21 protein-coding genes are annotated in these 23,487 nt (G+C 61.0%); 8 read left to right on the top strand and 13 right to left on the bottom strand.

Annotated elements, in window-relative coordinates:
• Nucleotides 1–13 precede the first annotated feature (13 nt).
• The 5 genes from metW to AAGQ88_RS01340 form a co-directional block, all read right to left on the bottom strand.
• Nucleotides 14–634 (bottom strand): methionine biosynthesis protein MetW, encoded by a 621-nt coding sequence (gene metW / locus AAGQ88_RS01320; protein WP_342654238.1) that lies wholly within the window; start codon nt 632–634, stop codon nt 14–16.
• Nucleotides 635–641: 7 nt separating this feature from the next.
• Nucleotides 642–1,781, bottom strand: a complete 1,140-nt coding sequence (locus AAGQ88_RS01325; protein ID WP_342654239.1) for a homoserine O-acetyltransferase — start codon at nt 1,779–1,781, stop codon at nt 642–644.
• A gap of 193 nt (nt 1,782–1,974) precedes the next feature.
• Nucleotides 1,975–2,565: a YggT family protein gene (locus AAGQ88_RS01330; protein WP_342654240.1), complete on the bottom strand. Its 591-nt coding sequence runs from the start codon at nt 2,563–2,565 to the stop codon at nt 1,975–1,977.
• A 10-nt stretch (nt 2,566–2,575) separates the two neighbouring features.
• On the bottom strand, nt 2,576–3,394 hold the full coding sequence (proC, locus tag AAGQ88_RS01335) for a pyrroline-5-carboxylate reductase (RefSeq protein WP_285423557.1): 819 nt from the start codon (nt 3,392–3,394) through the stop codon (nt 2,576–2,578).
• Nucleotides 3,395–3,418: 24 nt separating this feature from the next.
• Nucleotides 3,419–4,105, bottom strand: coding sequence for a YggS family pyridoxal phosphate-dependent enzyme (locus AAGQ88_RS01340; RefSeq protein ID WP_285423556.1), 687 nt, complete (start codon nt 4,103–4,105; stop codon nt 3,419–3,421).
• Between the two features lie 54 nt (nt 4,106–4,159).
• On the opposite strand from AAGQ88_RS01340, the gene AAGQ88_RS01345 reads away from it, so the two are divergent.
• On the top strand, nt 4,160–5,194 hold the full coding sequence (locus tag AAGQ88_RS01345; protein WP_342654241.1) for a type IV pilus twitching motility protein PilT: 1,035 nt from the start codon (nt 4,160–4,162) through the stop codon (nt 5,192–5,194).
• A 140-nt stretch (nt 5,195–5,334) separates the two neighbouring features.
• Here AAGQ88_RS01345 and AAGQ88_RS01350 read toward each other — a convergent pair whose 3' ends face one another.
• Nucleotides 5,335–6,069 (bottom strand): C40 family peptidase, encoded by a 735-nt coding sequence (locus AAGQ88_RS01350; protein ID WP_285423666.1) that lies wholly within the window; start codon nt 6,067–6,069, stop codon nt 5,335–5,337.
• A gap of 250 nt (nt 6,070–6,319) precedes the next feature.
• On the opposite strand from AAGQ88_RS01350, the gene AAGQ88_RS01355 reads away from it, so the two are divergent.
• Complete coding sequence (locus tag AAGQ88_RS01355; protein ID WP_285423555.1) at nt 6,320–6,739, top strand: TM2 domain-containing protein; 420 nt, start codon at nt 6,320–6,322, stop codon at nt 6,737–6,739.
• Nucleotides 6,740–6,854: 115 nt separating this feature from the next.
• On the opposite strand, the gene AAGQ88_RS01360 is transcribed toward AAGQ88_RS01355, so the two are convergent.
• The 7 genes from AAGQ88_RS01360 to gshB all read right to left on the bottom strand — a co-directional run bounded on the left by AAGQ88_RS01360 (nt 6,855) and on the right by gshB (nt 13,209).
• Nucleotides 6,855–8,126 (bottom strand): dihydroorotase, encoded by a 1,272-nt coding sequence (locus tag AAGQ88_RS01360; protein ID WP_285423554.1) that lies wholly within the window; start codon nt 8,124–8,126, stop codon nt 6,855–6,857.
• On the bottom strand, nt 8,123–9,127 hold the full coding sequence (locus AAGQ88_RS01365; protein WP_093468257.1) for an aspartate carbamoyltransferase catalytic subunit: 1,005 nt from the start codon (nt 9,125–9,127) through the stop codon (nt 8,123–8,125). Before AAGQ88_RS01365 ends, AAGQ88_RS01360 begins: the two co-directional genes overlap by 4 nt.
• 12 nt (nt 9,128–9,139) lie before the next feature.
• A complete protein-coding gene (pyrR, locus tag AAGQ88_RS01370) occupies nt 9,140–9,661 on the bottom strand; it encodes a bifunctional pyr operon transcriptional regulator/uracil phosphoribosyltransferase PyrR (RefSeq protein WP_093468260.1) in 522 nt (173 codons plus the stop codon).
• Between the two features lie 90 nt (nt 9,662–9,751).
• Nucleotides 9,752–10,192 (bottom strand): Holliday junction resolvase RuvX, encoded by a 441-nt coding sequence (gene ruvX / locus AAGQ88_RS01375; protein WP_342654242.1) that lies wholly within the window; start codon nt 10,190–10,192, stop codon nt 9,752–9,754.
• Nucleotides 10,192–10,761 (bottom strand): YqgE/AlgH family protein, encoded by a 570-nt coding sequence (locus AAGQ88_RS01380; RefSeq protein WP_093468266.1) that lies wholly within the window; start codon nt 10,759–10,761, stop codon nt 10,192–10,194. Before AAGQ88_RS01380 ends, ruvX begins: the two co-directional genes overlap by 1 nt.
• A 347-nt stretch (nt 10,762–11,108) precedes the next feature.
• Entirely contained in the window at nt 11,109–12,011 is a 903-nt protein-coding gene (locus AAGQ88_RS01385) for an energy transducer TonB (protein WP_342654243.1), read from the bottom strand.
• Nucleotides 12,012–12,255: 244 nt separating this feature from the next.
• The gene (gshB, locus tag AAGQ88_RS01390) at nt 12,256–13,209 is read right to left on the bottom strand and encodes a glutathione synthase (protein ID WP_285423551.1); all 954 of its coding nucleotides are present in this window, start codon (nt 13,207–13,209) and stop codon (nt 12,256–12,258) included.
• Nucleotides 13,210–13,475: 266 nt separating this feature from the next.
• On the opposite strand from gshB, the gene pilG reads away from it, so the two are divergent.
• Genes pilG through AAGQ88_RS01420 form a run of 6 tightly spaced genes read left to right on the top strand, consistent with a single transcriptional unit; the run spans nt 13,476 to nt 23,471 of the window.
• A complete protein-coding gene (gene pilG / locus AAGQ88_RS01395; RefSeq protein WP_268798442.1) occupies nt 13,476–13,886 on the top strand; it encodes a twitching motility response regulator PilG in 411 nt (136 codons plus the stop codon).
• Nucleotides 13,887–13,932: 46 nt separating this feature from the next.
• Entirely contained in the window at nt 13,933–14,298 is a 366-nt protein-coding gene (pilH, locus tag AAGQ88_RS01400; RefSeq protein ID WP_093468272.1) for a twitching motility response regulator PilH, read from the top strand.
• Nucleotides 14,299–14,314: 16 nt separating this feature from the next.
• Entirely contained in the window at nt 14,315–14,854 is a 540-nt protein-coding gene (locus tag AAGQ88_RS01405) for a chemotaxis protein CheW (protein WP_093468275.1), read from the top strand.
• 57 nt (nt 14,855–14,911) lie between these two features.
• Nucleotides 14,912–16,948 (top strand): methyl-accepting chemotaxis protein, encoded by a 2,037-nt coding sequence (locus AAGQ88_RS01410; protein WP_285423550.1) that lies wholly within the window; start codon nt 14,912–14,914, stop codon nt 16,946–16,948.
• A gap of 54 nt (nt 16,949–17,002) precedes the next feature.
• Nucleotides 17,003–22,987: an Hpt domain-containing protein gene (locus AAGQ88_RS01415; protein ID WP_342654244.1), complete on the top strand. Its 5,985-nt coding sequence runs from the start codon at nt 17,003–17,005 to the stop codon at nt 22,985–22,987.
• Complete coding sequence (locus AAGQ88_RS01420; RefSeq protein ID WP_342654245.1) at nt 22,980–23,471, top strand: chemotaxis protein CheW; 492 nt, start codon at nt 22,980–22,982, stop codon at nt 23,469–23,471. Before AAGQ88_RS01415 ends, AAGQ88_RS01420 begins: the two co-directional genes overlap by 8 nt.
• Nucleotides 23,472–23,487: the final 16 nt, after the last annotated feature.

Below are 23,487 nucleotides of genomic sequence, written 5' to 3' on the forward strand. Positions count from 1 at the left end.
CCTGTCGGTTGGCTCAGACCGCTATCTGGTGATCCTGCAAGGTCGGGCTGCTGACCCGATAGATGCCGATCTCACCCAACAGATTAGGCCATAGTTTACTTGTCCAGCCGTGGCGATGTTGTTGGTCGACCGCCAGCCGATCAATGACCTTTGCCGAGCGACCGCGGCACAGCTCCTCGAAGTCTTCGAAGGTGCAGAAGTGAATGTTCGGCGTGTTGTACCACGTGTAGGGCAGGAACTCGGAAACCGGCATGCGGCCCTTGCTCGCCAGGTACCAGCGGCAGCGCCAGTGACCGAAGTTGGGGAATGTGATGATGCACTGACGACCCACGCGAAGCATCTCGTCGAGGATTCGGTCAGGGTAGTGCACTGCTTGCAGCGCCTGCGTCATGACCACGACGTCGAAGCTGTTGCTGGCGAAGTTGCCCAGGCCTTTGTCCAGGTCCTGCTCGATGACATTGACGCCCCGGGACACGCAGCGCGCAATGTTGTCGGCATCATTTTCCAGCCCGTAGCCAGTCACTTGTTTGTTCTGCTGCAGCCAGGCCAGCAATTCGCCGTCGCCGCAACCGAGGTCGAGCACGCGGCTGCCTGCCGGTATCCAGTCTTGGATGATTTCCAGGTCGGCTCTCATGGTGTCCTCAGAGTGCAATTCGGTTCATGTAGCTGGAGAAGGCTTGCAGGTAGCGCGGGATCGGCATCAGGAAGGCATCGTGGCCCTGTGGCGCGTCGATCTCCAGATAGCAGACGTCCTTTTTCGCGGCCATCAACGCATCCACCAGTTCGCGAGAGCGCGCGGGCGAGAAGCGCCAGTCGGTGGTGAACGACATCACGCAGAATTTGGCGCTCGCACCGGCGAAGGTTGCGGCCAGGTCATCGTTGAAGTTGGCGGCCGGATCGAAATAGTCCAGCGCCTTGGTCATCAACAGATACGTGTTGGCGTCGAAGCGGCCGGAAAACTCTTCGCCCTGATAACGCAGGTAGCTTTCGACCTGAAACTCGACGCTGTGGAAGTCGTAGTTGAGGTTCTCGTTTTTCAGGCCGCGGCCAAATTTCTCGCCCATCGAATCGTCGGACAGGTACGTGATGTGCCCGACCATGCGGGCCAGCATCAAGCCGCGTTTGGGGATCACGCCGAGTTCCTGGAACGAGCCGCCATGAAATTCCGGATCGGTCAGGATCGCCTGGCGTGCGACTTCGTTGAACGCGATGTTCTGCGCTGACAACTTGGGAGCCGAGGCGATCGCCAGGCAGTGACGCACGCGGTCCGGATAGGTGATGGTCCATTGCAAGGCCTGCATGCCACCCAGGCTGCCGCCGACGATGGCGGCCCATTGCATGATGCCCAGGCTGTCGGCAAGACGCGCCTGGCTGTGCACCCAGTCTTCGACGGTCAATACGGGGAAATCGGCGCCAAAGGGTTTGCCGGTTTCCGGGTTGATGCTGCTGGGGCCTGTCGAGCCGTTGCAGCCGCCCAGGTTGTTGAGGCTGACCACGAAGAACGTGTTGGTGTCGATGGGCTTGCCTGGGCCGATGCAGCTGTCCCACCAACCTGGCTTGCGGTCTTCGGCGCTGTGATACCCGGCCGCGTGATGGTGGCCCGACAAGGCGTGGCAGATCAGCACCGCATTGCTTTTGGCGGCGTTGAGCTGACCGTAGGTTTCGTAGATGAGGTCATAAGCGGCCAGCGACCGACCGCAGGCCAGAGCCAGTGGCTCGCTGAAATGCGCCGTTTGCGGCGTGACTAGACCGACAGAATCTTCGGGAAAGACCGTGGACATCGACCCTGCTCTCGCTGAAATGAGGCGTAAGTCTAAAGATCACGGGGGGTAGCGGCAAGCGAACAACGGGGCGGTGGACAGATGAGTACCTGTAGGAGTGAGCTTGCTCGCGATTGCGGTGTGCCAGACGCCATCTAAGTATCTGACGCACCGTCATCGCGAGCAAGCTCACTCCTACAGGGTGGGGCGGGATTTAGATCAACCGCCACAGCTCCTGCGGCATGCCCGAGTACGCTGCCAGTTCGGGCATGACGTACGACTGCAACACTTGAATGGCCAGGAAGGCGAAGATCGGCGAGATGTCCATGCCGCCCAGATTGGGGATGATGCGGCGGAAGGGCGCCAGGATCGGCTCACTGATCTGGTAGGCCAGTTCTGCGGCAGGGTTGTGCGTGCCCGGCGCGATCCACGAGACGATCACCATGATGATCATCGAGACCCAGAAGATCTTCAGCAGCAGCGACGTGATGCCGATGATCGACCACATCAACAGGTGTGGGACGTCGCCGATGGTGCCGTAAGTCATCATCAGCACGAAGGCCATCAACAACGCCTGGATCACGATCGCCAGCAGCAGGGAGGACGTGTCCAGACCCAGGACGCTGGGGACGATCCGGCGAATGGGCTTGAGCAGCGGTTGCGTGGCCCGCACGGCAAACTGGCTGAGCGGGTTGTAGAAGTTGGCTTTGACCAGTTGCAGCACGAAGCGCAGCAGGACGATGGTCAGGTACAGGCTGATCAGCGTCTGAATAACAAAGATCGTGGCGCCAGTGAGTGCATTCATGAACTACTCCTTATTTACCCAGCAATTCGGCCAGTTCGGCGGAACGGTGTGCCGCAGCGCCGAGCGCCTTTTCCACGATCGCTTCGAAGCCGTCGGCCTGGAAGGACTTGATCGCAGCTTCCGTGGTGCCCGCAGGTGACGTCACGCGGCGGCGCAGCTCGGCCGCATCGACATCGCTCTCAGTCGCCATCCGTGCAGCACCCAGAGCGGTCTGCTCGGCCAGTTGCTTGGAAACCTCGGGCGACAGGCCAAGCTTCACGCCGGCGGCGGTCATGGCTTCAATCAGCAGGAAGAAGTAAGCCGGGCCGCTGCCCGACACCGCCGTTACTGCATCAATGTGGGTTTCTTCATTCACCCACAGGGCGATGCCGACGGCCGAGAGCAAGGCTTCGGCCTGTTCGCGCTGGTTGCTCGTGACATCATCGGTGGCGTACAGGCCACTGACGCCCTGACGCAACAGCGCCGGCGTATTGGGCATGCAGCGAACGATCGGCTGCTCGCCGAGCCAGGCCTTCATGCTGGCGCACGTGATGCCAGCGGCAATGGAAACGATCAACTGATCTGGCTTCAAGCTTGGCTTGAGCGATTCGCAGACGGTTTTCATCATCTGCGGTTTGACCGCCAGCAACACCACGTCGGCACCTTCGACTGCTTCGGCGTTGTCGGCGAAAGCCTGGATTCCGTGCTCTCGGGTGATGCGTTCGCGGGTTTCGGCGCCGGGATCGCTGGCGCGAATCAGTTCAGCCTCGACGCCTTGGGCGCGCATGCCGCCGATCAGGCTGGCCGCCATGTTGCCTGCGCCGATGAATGCGATACGGGTTTTGCTCATGAACGGTTTCCTGTGAGGCGAAAGTTAAGGCTGCCCATAGTTCCGGGCGCCAAAAAGGGCAGTGCCGATCCGCACCCAGGTCGCGCCTTGTGCGATGGCGGCTTCCAGGTCGTGGCTCATGCCCATGGAAAGGGTGTCCAGCGGCAGGTTCAGGTTATGTTGCAAGTCACGTACAGCGGCAAAGGCAGCGTTCTGTTCGTCGCTGTCTTCTGTAGGTTCGGGAATTGCCATCAATCCGCGCAATCTCAGATTGGGCAGGGCGCTGATCGCGTGTGCCAGGGCTGGCAGGTCTTCAGGTGTGCAACCCGATTTGCTGGCTTCGCCACTCACATTGACCTGAATGCAGATATTGAGCGGCGGCAGTTCGGCGGGGCGTTGTTCGGACAGGCGTTGTGCAATTTTCAAGCGGTCCACTGAATGTACCCAGGCAAAATTCTCGGCGATGGCGCGCGTCTTGTTTGACTGGATGGGGCCGATGAAATGCCAGATCAAGGGCAAGTCGCTCAATTGAGCCTGTTTGCCGAGGGCTTCCTGCAGGTAGTTCTCGCCGAAGTCGCGAAGACCTGCCGCGTGAGCTTCACGCAGGTCGCTTGCCGGTTTGGTCTTGCTCACGGCCAGCAGGCCGACGGATGCCGGGTCGCGCTGAGCGGCCTGCGCGGCGTTATGAATTCGCTCCGCGAGCGTTGAAATGTTCTCTGCTATCGTGGACATTGATTTGCGCCAGCAGGGCTAAAGTCTGCGGCATTCTATGTGATGAGGAGCTGTATGGATATTACCGAGCTGCTTGCCTTCAGTGCCAAGCAAGGCGCGTCGGACTTACACCTCTCTGCCGGCCTGCCACCGATGATCCGCGTCGATGGCGATGTAAGGCGGATCAACCTGCCCGCGCTGGACCAGAAAGAGGTTCAGGCGCTGATTTACGACATCATGAACGACAGGCAGCGCAAGGATTTCGAAGAAGATCTGGAGACGGACTTCTCCTTCGAAGTGCCCGGCGTGGCGCGGTTCAGGGTCAACGCGTTCAATCAGAACCGTGGCGCGGGCGCTGTGTTCCGGACCATTCCCTCGAAGGTCCTGAGCATGGAAGAGCTGGGCATGGGGGAAGTGTTTCGCAAGATTACCGACGTCCCGCGTGGCCTGATTCTGGTGACTGGGCCCACCGGCTCGGGCAAGTCGACCACGCTGGCGGCGATGGTCGATTACTTGAACAGCAACAAGCACCACCACATTCTCACCATCGAAGACCCGATCGAATTCGTTCACGAGTCCAAGAAAAGCCTGATCAACCAGCGCGAAGTTCACCGCGACACCCATAGTTTCGCCGAAGCCTTGCGCTCGGCGTTGCGTGAAGACCCGGACGTGATTCTGGTCGGCGAGCTGCGGGACCTGGAAACCATTCGCCTGGCGCTGACGGCAGCCGAAACCGGTCACCTGGTGTTTGGCACGCTGCACACCACGTCTGCGGCCAAAAGTATCGACCGTATCGTCGACGTGTTTCCGGCTCAGGAAAAGTCGATGATTCGCTCGATGCTTTCCGAGTCACTGCACGCGATCATTTCTCAGGCGCTGCTCAAAAAAGTCGGCGGTGGCCGGGTGGCGGCGCACGAGATCATGATCGGCACCTCGGCGATCCGAAACCTGATCCGGGAGGACAAGGTGGCGCAGATGTACTCGTCGATCCAGACGGGGGGCTCGCTGGGGATGCAGACGCTGGATATGTGCCTCAAGGACTTGATCGCCAAAGGGCTGATCACGCGGGAAAGCGCTCGCGAGAAGGCAAAGACACCGGATAACTTCTGATTCGATCGCCTTGAACGACTGTGGGAGTGCATGCACTCACGATTGGCCGTACATCCGACAGGTTTCTATCGGCTGTACGATCCGCTCGTGAATGCATTCACTCCCACAGGGCGTTTCGTCGTCAGACAGAACGTCGCAGATCAGCGCTGAGCGATCCGCACCGTCGTGCCTTTGCGGCTTGGCGGCTGCTTGGGCAGCACGCGTTTGGCGACCACGTAATGGCTGTCCCAATACGGCTTTTTCAGCGTATCGATCGTCACGGACTTGCCACGACGCGGCGCGTGAACGAACTGATCGTCACCCAAGTAGATGGCGACGTGGTTCACCTTGCGGCTCTTGATGTTGAAAAACAGCAAGTCGCCCGGCTTCAGATCCTTGCGATCGACCTTTTGCCCGTGACCTTCGGCCATGGCGTTCGAGGTACGCGGCAGATCCACTTCACTCACGTCGTTGAACGCGTATTTAACCAGTCCGCTGCAGTCGAACCCTTTAGTCGGGCTGGTGCCGCCCCAACGATAAGGTGTACCGATGGCTTTCACTGCACGGTTTACCACGTTGCTGCTTTGCTTGGTCCCCATCTGCGCCGAAGCGGCGAGGGCGACCGTGTTTTGCGAAATCTTGCGAGAACCCGAAGTGTTCTTGCTTTTGGTGGCTCGCGACTTTTTGCCGGAAGTTGCAAGCGGTGTTGCTGTCTCTTCGATTGCAGCCATCGCGGCTCGCTGAGCGGCGATATTGCGTGAAACGGTTTCCGGTGACTCGGCTCGTGCGGTGAAGCCGGTGAAACTCGAAGGAAGCGGTTGCTCACGATTGGTGGCGTGGGCGGCCAGTGGCATAAATAGGCAAATAGTTAGCCATGTCTTCAAAAATGGACGCATTAGGCAGGGCTCATATTGGTCAGCGCGCAACTTTATAACAGCTTTTTTCCAGTTGCCGAGGCCATTTGTCGAACAATTTACTGCCCTGAAAGTCAGTTTCGGCAGTCAAACTGTCACGTTGGTATGATCATCGCCTTGAAGAACAAGGGTTTGCACGAACGAGGATAGGTTCAAGCCATACGTCGGACGGGGTCACCAAAGTCACAAAAGTTACGCATATTTTTTTCTATCGCGACGAAAGAGGTTACCAATGAACACCTATCAGCACGACGCTCCGCATCACGACACCCACAGTAAGCTCATGGGTTATCTGCTGTGGATCGTTGGCTTCACGGGGTCTCATCGCTTCTATTACGGCAAGCCGGTGACCGGCACGATCTGGTTTTTCACGCTTGGCCTGTTGGGAATCGGCTGGTTGATCGACCTGTTTCTGATTCCCTCGATGGATCGCGAGGCTGACTTGAGATTCAACGCCGGCACGACCGACTACAGCGTCGCGTGGATTCTGCTGACGTTTCTGGGCGTGTTCGGGGTGCATCGCATGTATCAGGGCAAATGGATCACCGGGATCCTCTACCTGCTGACGGGCGGTTTGGCGTTCATCGGGGTGCTGTATGACTTCTGGACGCTCAACGACCAGATTTCGGTGAAGAACGTGCAGCGCCGGTAAACGCTGAACTGTAGGAACGTGCTTGTCCGCGAGGCGTCAGACCTGAGTTTTCAGGGTCTGACCTGATGCCGTCGCGGGCAAGCGCGCTCCTGCGAGGACAGAGCGGCGCGTCGACTTAGCCGATATAGCTGATCCGGCCGTCCACGAAGGTGTATTTCACCGCGCCCGGCAGGCAGTGGCCGAGGAACGGGCAGTTCTCGCCTTTGGACAGCCACTTCTCACCCGCCACGGTGGACGCCGCTGCGTCGAACAAGACCAGGTCGGCGGGAGCACCGGCGGCCAGTTGGCCGGCGGGCAGGCGCAACGCCGCTGCCGGGCCAGCGCTCAAGCGTGAGAGCAGCGTTGGCAGGTCCAGCAGGCCGTCTTCAACCAGGGTCATCGCCAGTGGCAACAACAACTCGACGCTGCTGATGCCCGGCTCGGTGGCGCCGAAGGGCGCCAGCTTGGCGTCGCGTTCATGAGGCTGGTGGTGGCTGGAAATGGCTTGAACGACGCCCGACTTCACTGCCTCACGCAACGCGTCACGGTCGGCGCGGGTGCGCAGCGGCGGCTGGACGTGGTACAGGCTGGAGAAGTCGATCAGCGCTTCGTCGGTCAGAATCAACTGATACAGTGCCACGTCCGCAGTGACCGGCAGGCCGCGTGCCTGAGCCTGGGCGATAAGCGCCACGCCGCGCGCGCTGGTCAACTGAGTGAAGTGCGCGCGAACGCCGCTCTGCTCGACGAGCAACAGGTCACGGGCCAGCGCGACCGTTTCGGCGGTTTCCGGAATGCCCGGCAAGCCCAGGAATGCGGCGGTTGGACCGTCGTGCGCCAGACCGCCTTGAGCCAGGTCGTCGTCCTGCGAATTGAAGATCACCGTGAGGTCGAAGGTCGCTGCGTATTCCAGCGCGCGGCAGAGCGTGCGGTTGCTGCGGAAATTCATCAGCCCGTTGGTGAATGCCACGCAACCTGCGTCTCGCAGCGCGATCAGTTCAGCCAGTTGCTCACCTTCAAGCCCTTTGCTCAGCGCCCCGATGGGGAACACTTTGCTGTGTCCGGCTTCTCGGGCACGGTCCAGAATCAGTTCGGCAACCGCCGAGGTGTCGAGCACCGGTTTGGTCCGGGGAGGGCAGCACAGGCTGGTCACGCCGCCGGCCGCCGCTGCGCGGGTTTCGCTGGCGATGGAGCCTTTGCGGCTGTAGCCCGGCTCGCGCAGGGAAACATTCAGGTCGACCAGACCGGGAGCGGCGATCAGGCCGGCAGCGTCGATGGTTTGTGACGGTTCGAAATCGGCAGGCGCCACGCCAAGGGCGAGAATCTTGCCGGCTTCCAGGTGAACGTCGATGACTTGATCCAGACCGCTGACAGGGTCAATGACGCGAGCGCCGAGGATGCTGAACTTCACTGCGCGTTCTCCTGCTCGAACTGGCGTTGTGCGGTTTGGCCACTCATGGCCATGGACAATACGGCCATGCGCACCGCGATGCCGTACGTCACTTGATTGAGAATCACCGAATGGGGGCCATCGGCCACCGCCGACTCGATTTCCACGCCCCGATTGATCGGACCCGGGTGCATGACGATGGCGTCAGGTTTGGCGCCCGCCAGGCGGGCCGTGGTCAGGCCGAACAGCCGATAGAATTCGCCCTCGCTCGGCAGCAGACCACCGGACATGCGCTCGCGTTGCAGGCGCAACATGATCACCACGTCTACGTCCTTCAAGCCCTCGGCCAGATCGGTGTAGACCTTGACGCCGTACTGCTCGACGCCGATCGGCAGCAGCGTTTTGGGGGCGACAACGCGGATGTCCGGGCAACCCAGCGCCTTGAGGGCGATCATGTTCGAGCGCGCAACCCGCGAGTGCAGAATATCGCCGACGATGGCGACCGAGAGGTTCTCGAAGTTGCCCTTGTGGCGGCGGATGGTGAGCATGTCGAGCATGCCCTGGGTTGGGTGAGCGTGCCGGCCGTCACCGCCGTTGATGATCGCGACCTGCGGGCTGACGTGCTCGGCGATGAAGTGCGCCGCACCCGAGTCGGCGTGGCGTACGACGAACATGTCGGCGGCCATGGCCTCAAGGTTGCGCAGGGTGTCGAACAGCGTCTCGCCCTTGCTCGTCGAAGAAGTCGACACGTTCAGGGTGATGACGTCCGCCGACAGCCTCTGTGCCGCCAGTTCAAACGTGGTGCGGGTCCGCGTCGAGTTCTCGAAGAACACATTGCACACCGTCTTGCCGCGTAGCAGCGGGACTTTTTTCACCGCCCGGGCGCCGACTTCAAGGAACGAGTCGGCGGTGTCGAGGATTTCGGTCAGCAGTTCGCGGGGCAAACCGTCGAGCGAGAGGAAATGTTGCAGTTGACCCTGATGGTTCAGCTGCAGCGGGCGCTTGGCGTCGGGAGGCGTCATCGCAAAGGACTCTTAGAGGGCGGCGGAATCGGTGGAAAGGTCTTGCAGTTCGAGCGTCAGCGGCGTCGGGCCGGAGAGCTTGACTCGCTCGTTCGGAGACAGGTCCAGCGTCGCGCCGGTCACATTCGGGCGGATCGGCAACTCGGCGGCGTCCAGATCGAGCAGCGAAACCAGCGTCACGCTCGCAGGGCGGCCGTAGTCGAACAGTTCGTTGAGCGCCGCGCGTATCGTGCGGCCGCTCATCAGCACGTCATCGATCAGCACCAGATGCTGGCCTTCGATCTCGAACGGCAACTCCGAAGGGCGCACCTGCGGGTGCAGACCGTTCTGGCTGAAGTCATCACGATAAAAAGAGACATCCAGCGTGCCGAGAGGCGACTGGCTGCCCATCGCTTCGAGCAGGGCCTGCGCGACCCAGACACCGCCGGTCCGGATGCCAATGAAGCGAGGCTCGCTGATGCCACGTTTATTCAGGTGCGCGTTCAGATCGTTCGCCATCTGGCGGATCAGTTCAGCGGGATTGGGCAGGGTCATGGTCGCTCCTTCAGAGGCCCGGCCGGACTGCTCGTCGGCGCGGGCTGAAACTCGAATTCGGTGCTTTCAACTCGATGCAGTGTAAATCGATCAGGTTTCGAACAGTGCGCTATTGGCTTCCAGCCAGCCCTGCAGCAAGAGCGCTGCGGCAATGGCGTCCACCGGGTTGTCGCGATAACTGCCACGCTGACCGCCACGGGACATGCGCTCGCCTTTGGCTTCAAAGGTCGTCAGGCGCTCGTCGTGGGTGTAAACCGGAAGGTTGAAGCGGCCGTTGATCTGGCGTGAGAACTTTTCGGCGCGGGCGCTCATTTCGCTGGGCGTACCGTCCATGTTCAGCGGCAGTCCGACAACAATCGCGTCCGGCTTCCATTCGGTAATCAGCGCCTGAACCTTGGTCCAGTCGGGAACGCCATTCTGTGCCTTCAATGTGCACAACTCTCGCGCCTGGCCAGTAATCACTTGGCCGACGGCCACGCCAATCTGCTTGCTGCCGTAGTCGAACCCCAATAACAGGCGCAGTGCGGCCATCAGGCGTGTCCTGCCTGGCTGGTCAGCAGATTGAGGTTGATCCCCAGTTTCGCGGCGGCGGCATCGAGGCGCTCGTGACTGTCGAGCTCGAAAAGGATTCTGGGGTCGAACGCGCAGTTGAGCCAGGCGTTGGCGGCGAATTCAGCTTCCAGTTGCCCGGCGTCCCAGCCCGCATAACCGAGGGTGATCAGATTTTGATCAGGTCCGTAGCCGTCAGCGATGGAAAACAGGACATCTTGCGAGGTGGAAAGCGAGATGCCGCCCAGATCCACAGTCGCCTGAAATATCTGACCGGTGGGGTGCAGCACGAAGCCGCGATCCGTCTGAACGGGCCCACCGACATGAATGGGGATCTGCTGGCAGCGGGCCGGAGGTGTCATTTCGGGACGCAGCTGCTCGAGAATATCGGCCAGCGACAGGCTCTGCGGTCGATTGATGACCAGGCCCATAGCGCCATTGGCATTGTGCTCGACGATGTAGGTCAAGGTCTGAGCGAAGTTCTCATCGTGCATGTGGGGCATGGCGATCAGAAATTGATGCTTGAGGTACGACGGAGTGACGTTTTTCATGAGCCCTAGTGTGGCGCTGTGGGGCTGCTGTGACAACTGGCAGAACCGACTCGAGGGTGGATAAATCGCGACAGGTTTCAGGTTTCATGTTCGACAGGCCTGCACCGCGCACTGTATCGGCAAGCGTTGCAGTGGTGAGCATGCCCGCGAAGAATGATTTCCAACCAACGCATCTCCACCGCATTCACCGGCCTTTTCCCGGCTGAAGCCGGTCCTACAGACGCCGGAAGTTTTTCGTAGGACCGGCTTCAGCCGGGAAGGCGTCGGGTGTTACGCCATCGATCGATGGGGCGTTGGAGACAGTTGGCTCACTACGCCTGGAAGCGTGGCGTTAGTGAAGCGCGCAATCAATTACTGGAAAGCTTGTCACCCTTGGCGAATTTCCAGGTTCGGATGATTTCCAGACGGTCGATGTCGGCCAGATCACCGCTGAATGGCGCAAACGGCGCCGCCAGCCGCACGATCTTCTGTGCTGCCTGATCCAGCAAGGGCTGGCCCGATGACTCCAGGATCAGCACCTCATATAAAGAGCCGTCCCGGTTGATCGATACCATCATGCGCAGGCTGCCGTAGATCTGCTTGCGCCGTGCCTCGTCGGGATAATTGAGGTTGCCGATGCGCTCGATCTTCTTGCGCCAGTCTTCCTTGTACCAGGCGCCCTTGTCGCGCATGGTCGATGCGGCGCTCAGTCGATGAATCTTTGGGCGCTTGGCATAAGCCTGCTGCTCATCGGCCAGTTCGGCCTCAAGGCTGGCGATTTCGCTGTTCAGCTCCGTGCTGTCGAAGGTGGGCGCGGCCTTCTTCTGTTCTTCCGGCTTGACCTCATCACGCTTGGCGACAGTCTTTTGCGTCGCCTGAGCCTTTGTCGCCACGGCGGTCTTGGGCGCTTCCTGCTTGACCACCGGTTTGGCGGCAGGCGGAGGCGTGACCTTGTTGATCTGGGTGTCCTGATACGGCGCGATTTCCGTGGTCTTGGGCACCGCTTTCTTGTCGAGAGTGCCGCTGCCCTGCTGGTTTTCCTGAGCGAGGAAGTCGGCGTCTTTGGGCTTGGTGTCGCTTTTGAAGGGCGCGAGGGTGATTTCCAGCGTCTGGCTGATTTTCTCCGGCTTGACGTAGGTGAAGCCGACGCCAAGGATCAGCGCCAGATGGATCAGCGCCGCGATCATCAGGGTAAAGCCAAGGCGATCAGCCGGGCGCACGCCGGTGTGGGTCAGAGCCATGGGAAGATCTTTGTCGACCGCAGCGTTCATCGACGCCCCGGAAGCACGAATGCCAGCATTACAGAACCCACCTAACGCGAAATTCAGGCCGCGCATGATACCGCAATGTCAGCCGGTGCTTGGGCTTTGATATCGGCGGGCCGATTAGTGGGCAGTACAGGCAATGCATCGTCACTGTAGGAACGCGCTTGCCCGCGATGACGTCGGAACACTCGACATGGTTGTTACCGACGCACCTTAATCGCGGGCAAGCGCGCTCCTGCAGAAAGCTGCGCTACCGGGCCTGCAGCTTCTTCTCGATCACATCCATCAACATTCCGCCAATGTCCGTACCGAACGCGTTGTCGATCTCACGAATGCACGTCGGGCTGGTGACGTTGATTTCGGTCAGGTGTTCGCCGATGACGTCCAGGCCTACAAACAACAGACCTTTTTCCCGCAGGCTTGGGCCGATTTCGGCGGCGATCCAGCGATCGCGGTCCGTCAGCGGGCGTGCTTCGCCACGTCCACCGGCGGCCAGGTTGCCACGGGTTTCCCCTGCGGCGGGAATGCGTGCCAGGCAATACGGAACCGGCTCGCCATCGACCATCAGGATGCGCTTGTCGCCGTCCTTGATTGCAGGCAGGTAGGCCTGGGCCATGATCTGGTTCTGGCCGTGGTTGGTCAGGGTTTCCAGAATGACTGAAAGGTTCGGATCTTCCGGACGATGACGGAAGATCGATGCGCCACCCATGCCGTCCAGAGGCTTGTAGATCACATCGCCATGCTTGGCGGCGAACTCGCGCAGGATGTCCGAGCGGCGGCTCACCAGCGTTGGCGGCGTGCAGTGGGAGAACTGGGTTGCGAACAGTTTTTCGTTGCAGTCACGCAGACTCTGCGGTTTGTTGACCACCAGCACGCCCGCGCGCTCGGCCTGCTCCAGCAAGTAGGTGGAGTAGACGAACTCCATGTCGAAGGGCGGATCCTTGCGCATCAGGATAACGTCCAGCTCATCCAGGCCGCTGTCGACTTCGGCCTCCAGTTCGAACCAGTGCGCCGGATCGGCGAAGACCTTGAGCGGCTTCATGCGGGCACGGGCCTGTCCTGCATCCTGATAAAGATCGTGCTGTTCCATGTAGAACAGCGACCAACCGCGCGCTTGCGCTGCCAGGAGCATGGCCAGCGAGCTGTCCTTTTTATAGGAAATGCGCTCGATGGGGTCCATGACAATTCCCAGGCGAATGCTCATGGGCAATATCCTCTGATCGGTAATGGCCGCGACCGGCCTGAAAACAGGCGTCAGGGTGGCGCTGCGCACGCTTGGGGTCAAGGGGCAAGAGCGGCGCAGATGCTTTATGGATTGCGCCTTTAGAGTGTGCTAAAAAGGCTCGGCATCCGCCATCATGACGGTTGCCTTTGCACCCCTCTAGATGGGGGTTCAGCGATCCCGACTAGCACCATAGGCCCGGCCGAAGGCAGACCCATCTGAATCGCCGCGGCGATGGTAGAGCAGATATGGAACAGCATTCAGCCCCATTGAAAGTGATGGTCATCGACGACTCTCGAACGATTCGTCGCACCGCCGAGACCCTGTTGAAAAACGTCGGTTGTGAAGTGATCACTGCCATAGACGGTTTCGATGCGCTGGCCAAGATCGCCGATAATCATCCGAGAATCATATTTGTCGACATCATGATGCCCAGGCTGGATGGGTATCAGACCTGTGCGTTGATCAAGAACAACCGGGCGTTCAAGTCCACGCCGGTGATCATGTTGTCCTCCAAGGACGGGCTGTTCGACAAAGCCAAGGGGCGAATCGTCGGGTCCGATCAGTTTTTGACCAAGCCGTTTAGCAAGGAAGAGCTGCTCAGTGCAATCAAGGCCCACGTGCCGGGGTTCGTTGCAGTAGAACAACAATTATCTTGAAGTCGGTCCCCTTGCCCGGGGACGGCTGTTTCTATGGGGAAGCACCATGGCTCGAATTCTGATCGTCGATGATTCGCCGACCGAAATGTACAAGCTGACCGGGATGCTGGAAAAGCACGGCCATCAGGTCCTCAAGGCCGAAAACGGTGCAGACGGTGTGGCGCTGGCGCGTCAGGAAAAGCCTGATGCGGTGTTGATGGACATCGTCATGCCCGGCCTGAACGGTTTTCAGGCGACCCGCCAGCTGACCAAGGATGCCGACACCAACATGATCCCGGTGATCATGATCACCACCAAGGATCAGGAAACCGACAAGGTCTGGGGCAAGCGCCAGGGTGCGCGGGACTACCTGACCAAGCCGGTGGATGAAGAAACCCTCATGAAAACCCTGAACGCGGTTCTGGCGGGCTGACGCCCGGCTGGCGTTCATGGCTCAGTCACAAACTGCTTTTCAGCTGCTGCTCGATATCGACCAGCGCTGCCGCTCGCTCGCCGCCGGATTGCCGCTGCAGGAAACCCGACAGCAGGGCTGGAGCGGCATCGGCTTTCGCATGGGCGAGCGTTTCTACGTTGCGCCCATGGGCGAGGTCGATGAGATTCTTCATGAACCCCGCTACGCCGCGTTGCCGGGTGTAAAGCCGTGGGTGCGCGGCATCGCGAATCTGCGGGGCAGGCTGTTGCCGATCATGGATCTGTGTGCATTCTTCGGCCATGAGCTGTCGCCCTTGCGCAAACAGCGGCGTGTGCTGGTCATCGATGACCAGGACGTGTTTGCCGGGTTGCTGGTGGACGAAGTCCTCGGCATGCAGCATTTCAGCGAGCGCAGCCTGATGCCTGAGACCCTGGATGACAGCGACGCGCAAATCGCGCCGTACATTCAGGGCCGTTTCCTGCGCGAACAGGCCTGGCGGGTTTTCAGTCCCAGAACGCTGGTGCAGTCGCCGGGGTTCATGGATGTCGCACTTTAATACTGTCTTGCACAGCATCGAGGACGTTCGCCGTCTTCGCAGGCGGAGCCCTGAGCAATGAGTAATACCGGCAAGTCCCTGGAAGGCGCGCGCAGCCGATCGCAAATCATCGCGTTGTTTGTCGTCCTGATCATTTCGATCATCCTGCTCTTCGTCAATTTCGCGTACCTGAGCACCCAGTCCAACTACGACAAACAGTACATTGGCCATGCCGGCGAGCTGCGCGTGCTGTCGCAACGCATTGCCAAGAACGCCACCGAGGCAGCGGCGGGGAAATCCGCGGCGTTCAAGTTGCTGGCGGATGCGCGCAACGATTTCGACACGCGCTGGCAGTATCTGAAGAAAGGCGACAAGAACACCGGTCTTCCCGCGGCTCCTGCCGAGGTGGGTGATGAATTGAAAGCGGTGCAGAACGACTGGGAAAATCTGCGAAAGAGCACCGATGTCATTCTTTCACGCGAGCAGACTGTGTTGTCGCTTCACCAGGTGGCAGCGACCTTGGCCGAAACCATCCCTCAATTGCAGATCGAGTCGGAAAAAGTCGTCGACATTCTTCTGCAGAACCGTGCACCTGCCAGTCAGGTCGCACTTGCTCAGCGCCAGTCGCTGCTGGCCGAGCGGATTCTTGGCGCGGTAAACACCGTGCTGTCGGGCGATGAGACGGCGGTTCAGGCCGCCGACGCATTCGGGCGTGATGCCAGCCAGTTCGGTCGCGTGCTCAACGGCATGCTCGAAGGCAACGCGTCACTGAGGATCGCTCAGGTCGAGGACCGTGACGCCCGCGCGCGGCTGGCCGAGATTGCCGAGCTGTTCCAGTTCGTGTCGGGCTCTGTGGACGAAATTCTGGAGACGTCACCGGAACTGCTCGAAGTACGAGAGGCGGCGAGCAATATCTTCAATCTTTCGCAAACGCTGCTCGACGAGGCATCGGTGCTGGCCAACAGCTTCGAGCACATGGCTGGCGGTCGGACCATCAACAGCTACGGCGGCTATATGCTGGGCTTGCTGGCGCTGGCGTCGATCATTCTCATCGGTCTTGTGATGGTGCGTGAAACCAACCGGCAATTGCGCGAAACCGCCGAGAAAAACGAGCGCAATCAGACTGCGATCATGCGCTTGCTCGACGAGATCGAAGACCTCGCGGACGGCGACCTGACAGTGGCCGCTTCGGTGACGGAAGACTTCACCGGCGCCATTGCAGACTCGATCAACTATTCCATCGACCAACTGCGCGAACTGGTGGCGACCATCAACCTGACGGCCGAGCAGGTGTTCGGCGCGGTCAAGGACACCCAGACAACCGCGACCCAGCTGGCAGCAGCGTCCGAGCATCAGGCGTTGCAGATCGCCGCGGCGTCGAATGCGGTAAACGACATGTCGCGCTCCATTGCTCAAGTATCGGCCAACGCCTCCGAGTCGGTCGCCGTGGCCGAGCGTTCGGTGGCCATTGCCAACAAGGGCAACGAAGTGGTGCACAACACCATCAATGGGATGGACAACATCCGTGAGCAGATTCAGGACACGTCCAAACGGATCAAGCGCCTGGGTGAGTCATCTCAGGAAATCGGCGACATTGTCAGCCTGATCGACGACATCGCTGACCAGACAAACATTCTGGCGCTGAACGCCGCCATTCAGGCGTCCATGGCGGGCGATGCCGGTCGCGGCTTCGCCGTGGTCGCCGACGAAGTGCAACGTCTTGCCGAGCGCTCGTCGTCGGCCACCAAGCAGATCGAAACCCTGGTCCGCGCCATTCAGAACGACACCAACGAAGCCGTCATCTCGATGGAGCAGACGACATCCGAAGTGGTACGCGGCGCGCGTTTGGCGCAGGATGCCGGTGTTGCGCTGGAGGAAATCGAAGGGGTTTCCAAGGTGCTGGCCGCGTTGATCGAAAGCATCACCAATGCCGCGCAGCAGCAAGGCGCGTTGGGGCAACAGATTTCCACGACCATGACTGTGATTCAGCAAACCACCACGCAAACCACGTCCGGGACCGCCGCCACTGCGCAGAGCATGGGCAATCTGGCGAAAATGGCCAGCGAAATGCGCCGCTCGGTGTCCGGATTCACATTGCCGGCCTCGCGGCATTGATGTCCCCGTCGGTGCGAAACACGAAGCGTCAAGGCAAAGGCAACCGGAGTCATCATGGCTGACCGTCACGACTACGTGGCCCTGGAATGGGTCAAGGGCGAAATAGCCGAAACCCTCAAACACGCTCGACAGGCGCTGGATACGTTCGTCGCCCGGCCCCACGACCCGGCGGCGATGGAAGTGTGCCTGGATTTCATTCATCAGGTGCACGGCAGCCTGCAGATGATCGAGTTCTACGGTGCCGCACTGTTCGCCGAGGAAATCGAGCAATTGGCCCTGGCGTTCCAGCAAGGTCGCGTGCCTCAGGAAACCGAGGCCGTACAGCTGTTGCATCAGGCGCTGAGCCAGTTGCCGGTGTACCTGGAGCGCATTCATTCTGCCCGGCGCGATCTGCCGCTGGTGGTGCTGCCGCTGCTCAACGACCTGCGCAGTGCCCGGGGCGAAAGCCTGCTTTCGGAAACCAGTCTGTTTTCGCCGCAACTGCTCTCGCTCCCGGCGCTGGATGCGCAGATGCTCGCGCAACGTGACAGCCCGGAGCTCGGCGCCAGGCTGCGCAAGCTGCGTCAGACCTTGCAGACCGCGCTGGTCGGGCTGCTGCGTGAGCAGGATGTGCAGACGCAGCTCGCGTACATGACCAAGGTCTTCGCCAAGCTTGAGGCCTTATGCAAGGACGCGCCGCTCGAGCCTCTGTGGCGCATCGCATCTGCACTGGTCGAAACCATGGCCAGCGGCAACTTCACCAACAGCCCCGCGCTGCGCAGTCTGTTCAAGGATGCCGACAAAGAACTCAAGCGCCTGCTGGAGCAAGGCATTGCCGGCATCAATCAGCCGGCGCCAGATGAGTTGCTCAAGAGCCTGCTGTTCTACATCGCCAAATCCGACAGCCAGGCGCAAAGGATGATCGAGTTGAAAGATCAGTACGCGCTGGCCGAGGCCTTGCCGGAGAACGCGCTGGTCGATGAGGAGCGCGCGCGGATGGCGGGTCCGGATCGCGATGCCATGCGCTCGGTGATCATTGCGCTGTGTGACGAACTGGTGCGCACCAAGGAGCGGCTGGACGTGTTCGTGCGGGGCGATCGCCAGCACGTCAGTGAACTCAATGCGCTGCTTCCGCCACTGCGGCAGATCGCCGATACGCTCGCGGTGCTGGGCTTCGGTCAGCCGCGCAAAGTGATCATCGACCAATTGGCGGTGGTGCAGGGCATGGCGCAAGGGCAGCGCGAGCCCGATGACGCCACGTTGATGGATGTTGCAGGCGCTCTGCTTTATGTGGAGGCGACACTGGCAGGCATGGCCGGGTCGGTCGACCAGAGCAGTCCGGAAGAGAGCCGTTTGCCGACCACCGACCTGAGTCAGATTCATCAGCTGGTCATCAAGGAAGCGCGCGTCGTCCTGCAGCAGGCCAAGGACGTGATCGACGACTACGTCGATGGCGACCTCGCTCGCGAGCGTCTGGAGCCGCTGAGTGCACAACTGGTTCAGGTGCGTGGCGCCCTGGCGATGATTCCGCTGGCGCGTGCGTCGGGCATGCTCGCAGCGTGCAACGAATACATCACCGAGCATCTGCTGGGCGGCGCAGAACCTCCCGCCTCCTCGCAGCTCGATCACTTGGCCGATGTGATCATCGGCGTCGAGTATTACCTGGAACGCATGGCCGAAGACCCCGAAGCGCCCGGCGAGCATGTGCTGGATCTGGCGCAGGAAAGTCTGGCACGGCTCGGTTATTCGCCTGTGCCGGACGCTGTCGAAGTGCCTGTGCTCGAAGAAGTCATCAGCCATGAGGAGCTGCATGAACTGCACGAGCGCCAGGCGCTGGTCAGTCCGAGCCCGAGCATTGCCGAGGTGCTGGCCAGTCCGGTCTCGGCGGTGAACCCGCCCGCGCGGCACGTTCCCGCCAGCCTGCTGCCGCCGCCCAAGGGCGAGCCGCCTGTGGATGACGAGCTGCGCGATGTGTTTCTCGAAGAAACCGATGAAATGCTCGATGCACTGCACGAATACCTGCCGCGCTGGCTGGCCAGCGTGGACGATAGCGCTGCCCTGACTGAAATACGCCGCGCGTTTCATACGCTCAAAGGCAGCGGGCGAATGGTCCGCGCGCTGATTCTCGGCGAGTTGGCCTGGGCAGTGGAGAACCTGCTCAACCGCGTGCTCGAACGCAGCGTCGAGCCGGATGCGCATGTGCAGCAACTGCTCACCGATGTGCTTGTGCTGCTGCCGGATGTCATCCGGGATTTTGCCGAAGACGTTCAGCGCCAACGCGATGATGTCGATCAGCTCGCCGCACGGGCTCATGCGCTGGCTCAGGGTGAAAACCTTGAACCGCAGGCCACGCCGATTGCGCAGGACGGCCCGTCGGAAGCATTCGATCCGCAATTGCTGGAGATTTTCCGTCAGGAAGCCCAGACCCACCTGGACACGCTCAATCGTTGCCTCGATACCGCCAGAGGCGAGGAGTCGCCCTCGTTCAGCGATGACTTGCTGCGGGCGTTGCACACGCTCAAGGGCAGCGCCTACATGGCCGGTGTGCTGCCGATGGCGGAGCTCGCCGGTCCGCTCGATCAACTGGTGCGCGAGTTCAAGACCAACCAGATTGCCGTCGGCGAACCTGAGCTGGATTTGCTGTCAGCCGCTGAGCCGCTGTTTCATCAGGGGCTGGCGCAACTGACCGTCGATCCGCTGATGTCGATCGCCGGCGCGGACGAGCTGATCCGATCGGCCAATCGGTTGCTTGAAGAGCGCATGGCTGAGGCCCTGGCCGCCGATGACAACGGCCTGCGCACGCGGCGCAATCCGCAGGTGCTGGCCAGCTTTCTGGCCGAAGGCATGGACATCCTGCTCGACGCCGAGAGTCTGCTGGAGCGTTGGCGGCAGCATCCGGGCGAGCGTCAGGAACTCAATGCGCTGCTCGATGAACTGACGATGCTCGGCCACGGTGCGCACATGGCCGATCTGCCGCAGGTCGATGAGCTGTGTGAAGCGCTGCTGGACCTGTACGGTGCGGTGGAGGAAAGCAGCCTGGCGGTCAGCGAGCGTTTCTTCGATGAGGCGCAAAACGCTCACGAGGCGCTGATCAACATGCTCGATCAGGTGGCCGCCGGCCAGCAGGTTCAGGCCTGCCCGGAGCGCGTCCAGGCATTGCGCGACTTGCTCGACGAGGCGCTGGACCCCGGCGCCACGGGCCTGATTCGCAGCGAGGGCGGATTGCCGACTCGCGTCACTGATCTGCAGGAAGCCACCGAAAGCCTGAACGCAGAACCTGAGCAGCCGGTTCGCGATGAGCTGGATCAAGAGATCGTCGATATCTTTCTCGAAGAGGCGGTCGATATTCTCGAAAGCGCGGGCCAGGCGTTGCAGCGTTGGCTCGATGACCCGGAAAACCCGCTGCCGCTGTCGTCACTGCAGCGTGATCTGCACACCCTCAAAGGTGGCGCGCGGATGGCCGAAATCGGGCCGGTCGGTGATCTGGGCCATGAGCTGGAATCGCTTTACGAATGCCTTATCGACCGTCGCTGCAGCCACTCGCCGACGCTCGCCGATCTTTTGGTGCGCAGTCACGATCATCTGGCGCTGATGCTCGAGCAATTGCAGAACCGTGTTGCATTGACCAGCCCGCAGCCGCTGATCGAGGCCATTCGCGAGTTCCGCCAGCAAAATTGTTATGTGCAGCCTCAGGACGCCGAGCCGCGCAATGTCGGTTCGATGATTCAGGCGCTGGACGAGCGCGATCCGGAGCTGCTGGAGATCTTCCTCGAAGAAGCCGATGACATTATCGAGAGCACCAGCGCAGCGTTGGTGCGCTGGCAGGCCGATCCGCAGAACAGCCTTGAAGTGGAAAACCTGCTGCGTGATCTGCATACCCTTAAGGGCGGCGCGCGCATGGTTGAGATTGCCCCGATCGGTGATCTGGCCCATGAGATGGAATCGCTTTATGAAGGGTTGTCGTCGGGCACGCTGAAAAACAGCGCGCTGCTCAACGGTCTGCTGCAAAGCGGCCACGACATGCTCGCCGACATGGTCGATGCCGTTCGCGGTTATGAGCCGCTGCCCAATCCGGCGTTGCTGATCGAGAGCATCGCGCAATACTCGTCGCCTGGCGCCGCTCAGGAATCTGTGAGCAAGCCCCTGGACGTGCTGCCGGTGGCGCCGCTGCCTGCGGCCGAGCCTGTGATGCCGCCCGCTGATGCGGAGGCTGAGCGAACGGGGCCCGAGATGGTCAAGGTGCCGGCCGAGCAACTGGAAGATCTGGTCAACCTGGCCGGCGAGACCTCGATTTTCCGTGGCCGCATCGAGCAGCAGGTCAGTGACGCTCAGGTCACGCTGGCCGAAATGGAAACCACCATCGAGCGGATGCGTGACCAGCTGCGGCGCCTGGATATTGAAACCCAAGGGCGGATCCTCAGTCGTGATCATCAGGCCGAACGCCTGGGTTACGAAGATTTTGACCCGCTGGAAATGGACCGGCATTCTCAATTGCAGCAGCTGTCGCGGGCGCTGTTCGAGTCCGCGTCGGACTTGATGGAGCTCAAGGAAACCCTCGATACGCGTGCCCATGAAGCCGAAACATTGCTGTTGCAACAGGCGCGTGTGAACACCGAGCTGCAGGAAAACCTGATGCGCACGCGCATGGTCCCGTTCGAGCGCATGGTGCCGCGTTTGCGCCGGATCGTCCGTCAGGTGTCTGGCGAGCTGAACAAGAAGGTCAAGTTCGACGTGGTCAACGCCGAAGGCGAGATGGACCGCAACGTCCTCGAACGTATGGTCGCGCCGCTGGAGCACATGCTGCGCAACGCCATCGATCATGGTCTGGAAAGCACGGAAAAGCGTCTCGCAGCGGGCAAGTCCGAGGTGGGGCACATCGTGTTGAGCCTTGCGCATGAAGGCGGCGATATCGTGATCGAGATGAGTGACGATGGCGCAGGCGTCGATTTCGAGGCCGTGCGCCGCAAAGCGGTCAAGCGCGGGCTGATCGGCCCGGACGCCGAGCTCAGTGAGCACGACACGCTGCAGTTCATTCTGCAGGCCGGTTTTTCCACTGCCGAGACGATCACGCAGATTTCCGGGCGTGGCGTGGGCATGGATGTGGTGCACGCCGAGGTGAAAGAGCTGGGCGGTTCGATGGTCATCGATTCGAAGTCCGGCGAGGGCGCGCGTTTTCGTATCCGCCTGCCGTTCTCGGTCTCGGTCAACAGGGCGCTGATGGTGCAGTGCGGCGAAGAGCAGTACGCCGTGCCGCTGAACAGTATCGAAGGCATCGTGCGCGTGATGCCCAATGAGCTGGAGGCGTATTACCAGTCCACGCCGCCGCGTTATCAGTACGGCGAGCGGACTTACGAGCTGCGCTATCTGGGCGAACTGCTGAACAACGGTCAACCGCCCCGATTGATCGGCCAGACTCAGCCGCTGCCGGTGTTGCTGGTGCACGTGCATGATCAGTGGGTGGCTGTGCAGGTCGATGCGCTTGCGGGCTCGCGGGAAATCGTCGTGAAGAACCTGGGGCCGCAGTTTTCCGGTGTGCAGGGCATCGCCGGGGCGACGATCCTCGGCGATGGCCGCGTTGTGCTGATCCTGGATCTGTTTGCGCACATTCGTCGCTTGCATGCGCGGATGCTTGCGTTGCAGGTCTCGGGGCAGGCCCCGGCGCAGTATGTGGAAGCTGAGCAGATCCGGCCGCTGCTGGTGATGGTGGTGGATGATTCGGTGACGGTGCGCAAGGTGACCGGGCGATTGCTGGAGCGCAACGGCATGAATGTGCTCACTGCCAAGGATGGTGTCGATGCCATGGCGCTGCTCCAGGAACACACGCCGGATGTCATGCTGCTGGACATCGAAATGCCGCGCATGGACGGCTTCGAGGTCGCGAGCAAGGTTCGCGAAGACGAGGCGCTCAAACATCTGCCCATTATCATGATCACCTCCCGCTCCGGGCAGAAACACCGGGATCGCGCCATGGCGCTGGGGGTCAACGAGTACATGAGCAAGCCGTATCAGGAAGCGGCGCTGCTGGAGAGCATCGCGCACTGGAGTCACGTGCATGTCTGACACAACCACGCAAACGGCGCGTCTGACCAGCCTCACCGGTCTGCTCATTCCGCTCAGTGACCGCCATTTGCTGCTGCCGAACGTCGCGGTGGCCGAACTGATCGATTATCAGGACACCGTCGCCGACCCCGCCGCCCCTCAGTGGTATCTGGGGCCGATCAACTGGCGTCACCGCAGCTTGCCCCTGCTCAGCTTTGAAGCGGCTTGCGGAAGCCGCGCCCGCGTTGGCGGTCGAGCCCGCATTGTCGTGCTCAACGCGCTGGGCGCGCGTCCCGATCTCAAGTTCATCGCCTTGCTGACCCAAGGCATACCCCGGTCCTGCAAGCTCGACAGCCAGCTGAGTTACGTCGACGTGCCGTTGTCCGAGCTGGAACTGGCGGCCGTGCAGGTCGGTGATACCGTCGCGAAAATCCCCGACCTGATCGCGCTGGAGCAGTGGCTGGTGGACGCGAGCCTGGTGCCAGGGACCGGGCCTGCGATCTGAGCCGAGTTACCCTGCT

The sequence above is a fragment of the Pseudomonas sp. F3-2 genome (genome assembly GCF_038804275.1).
Lineage (GTDB): Bacteria > Pseudomonadota > Gammaproteobacteria > Pseudomonadales > Pseudomonadaceae > Aquipseudomonas.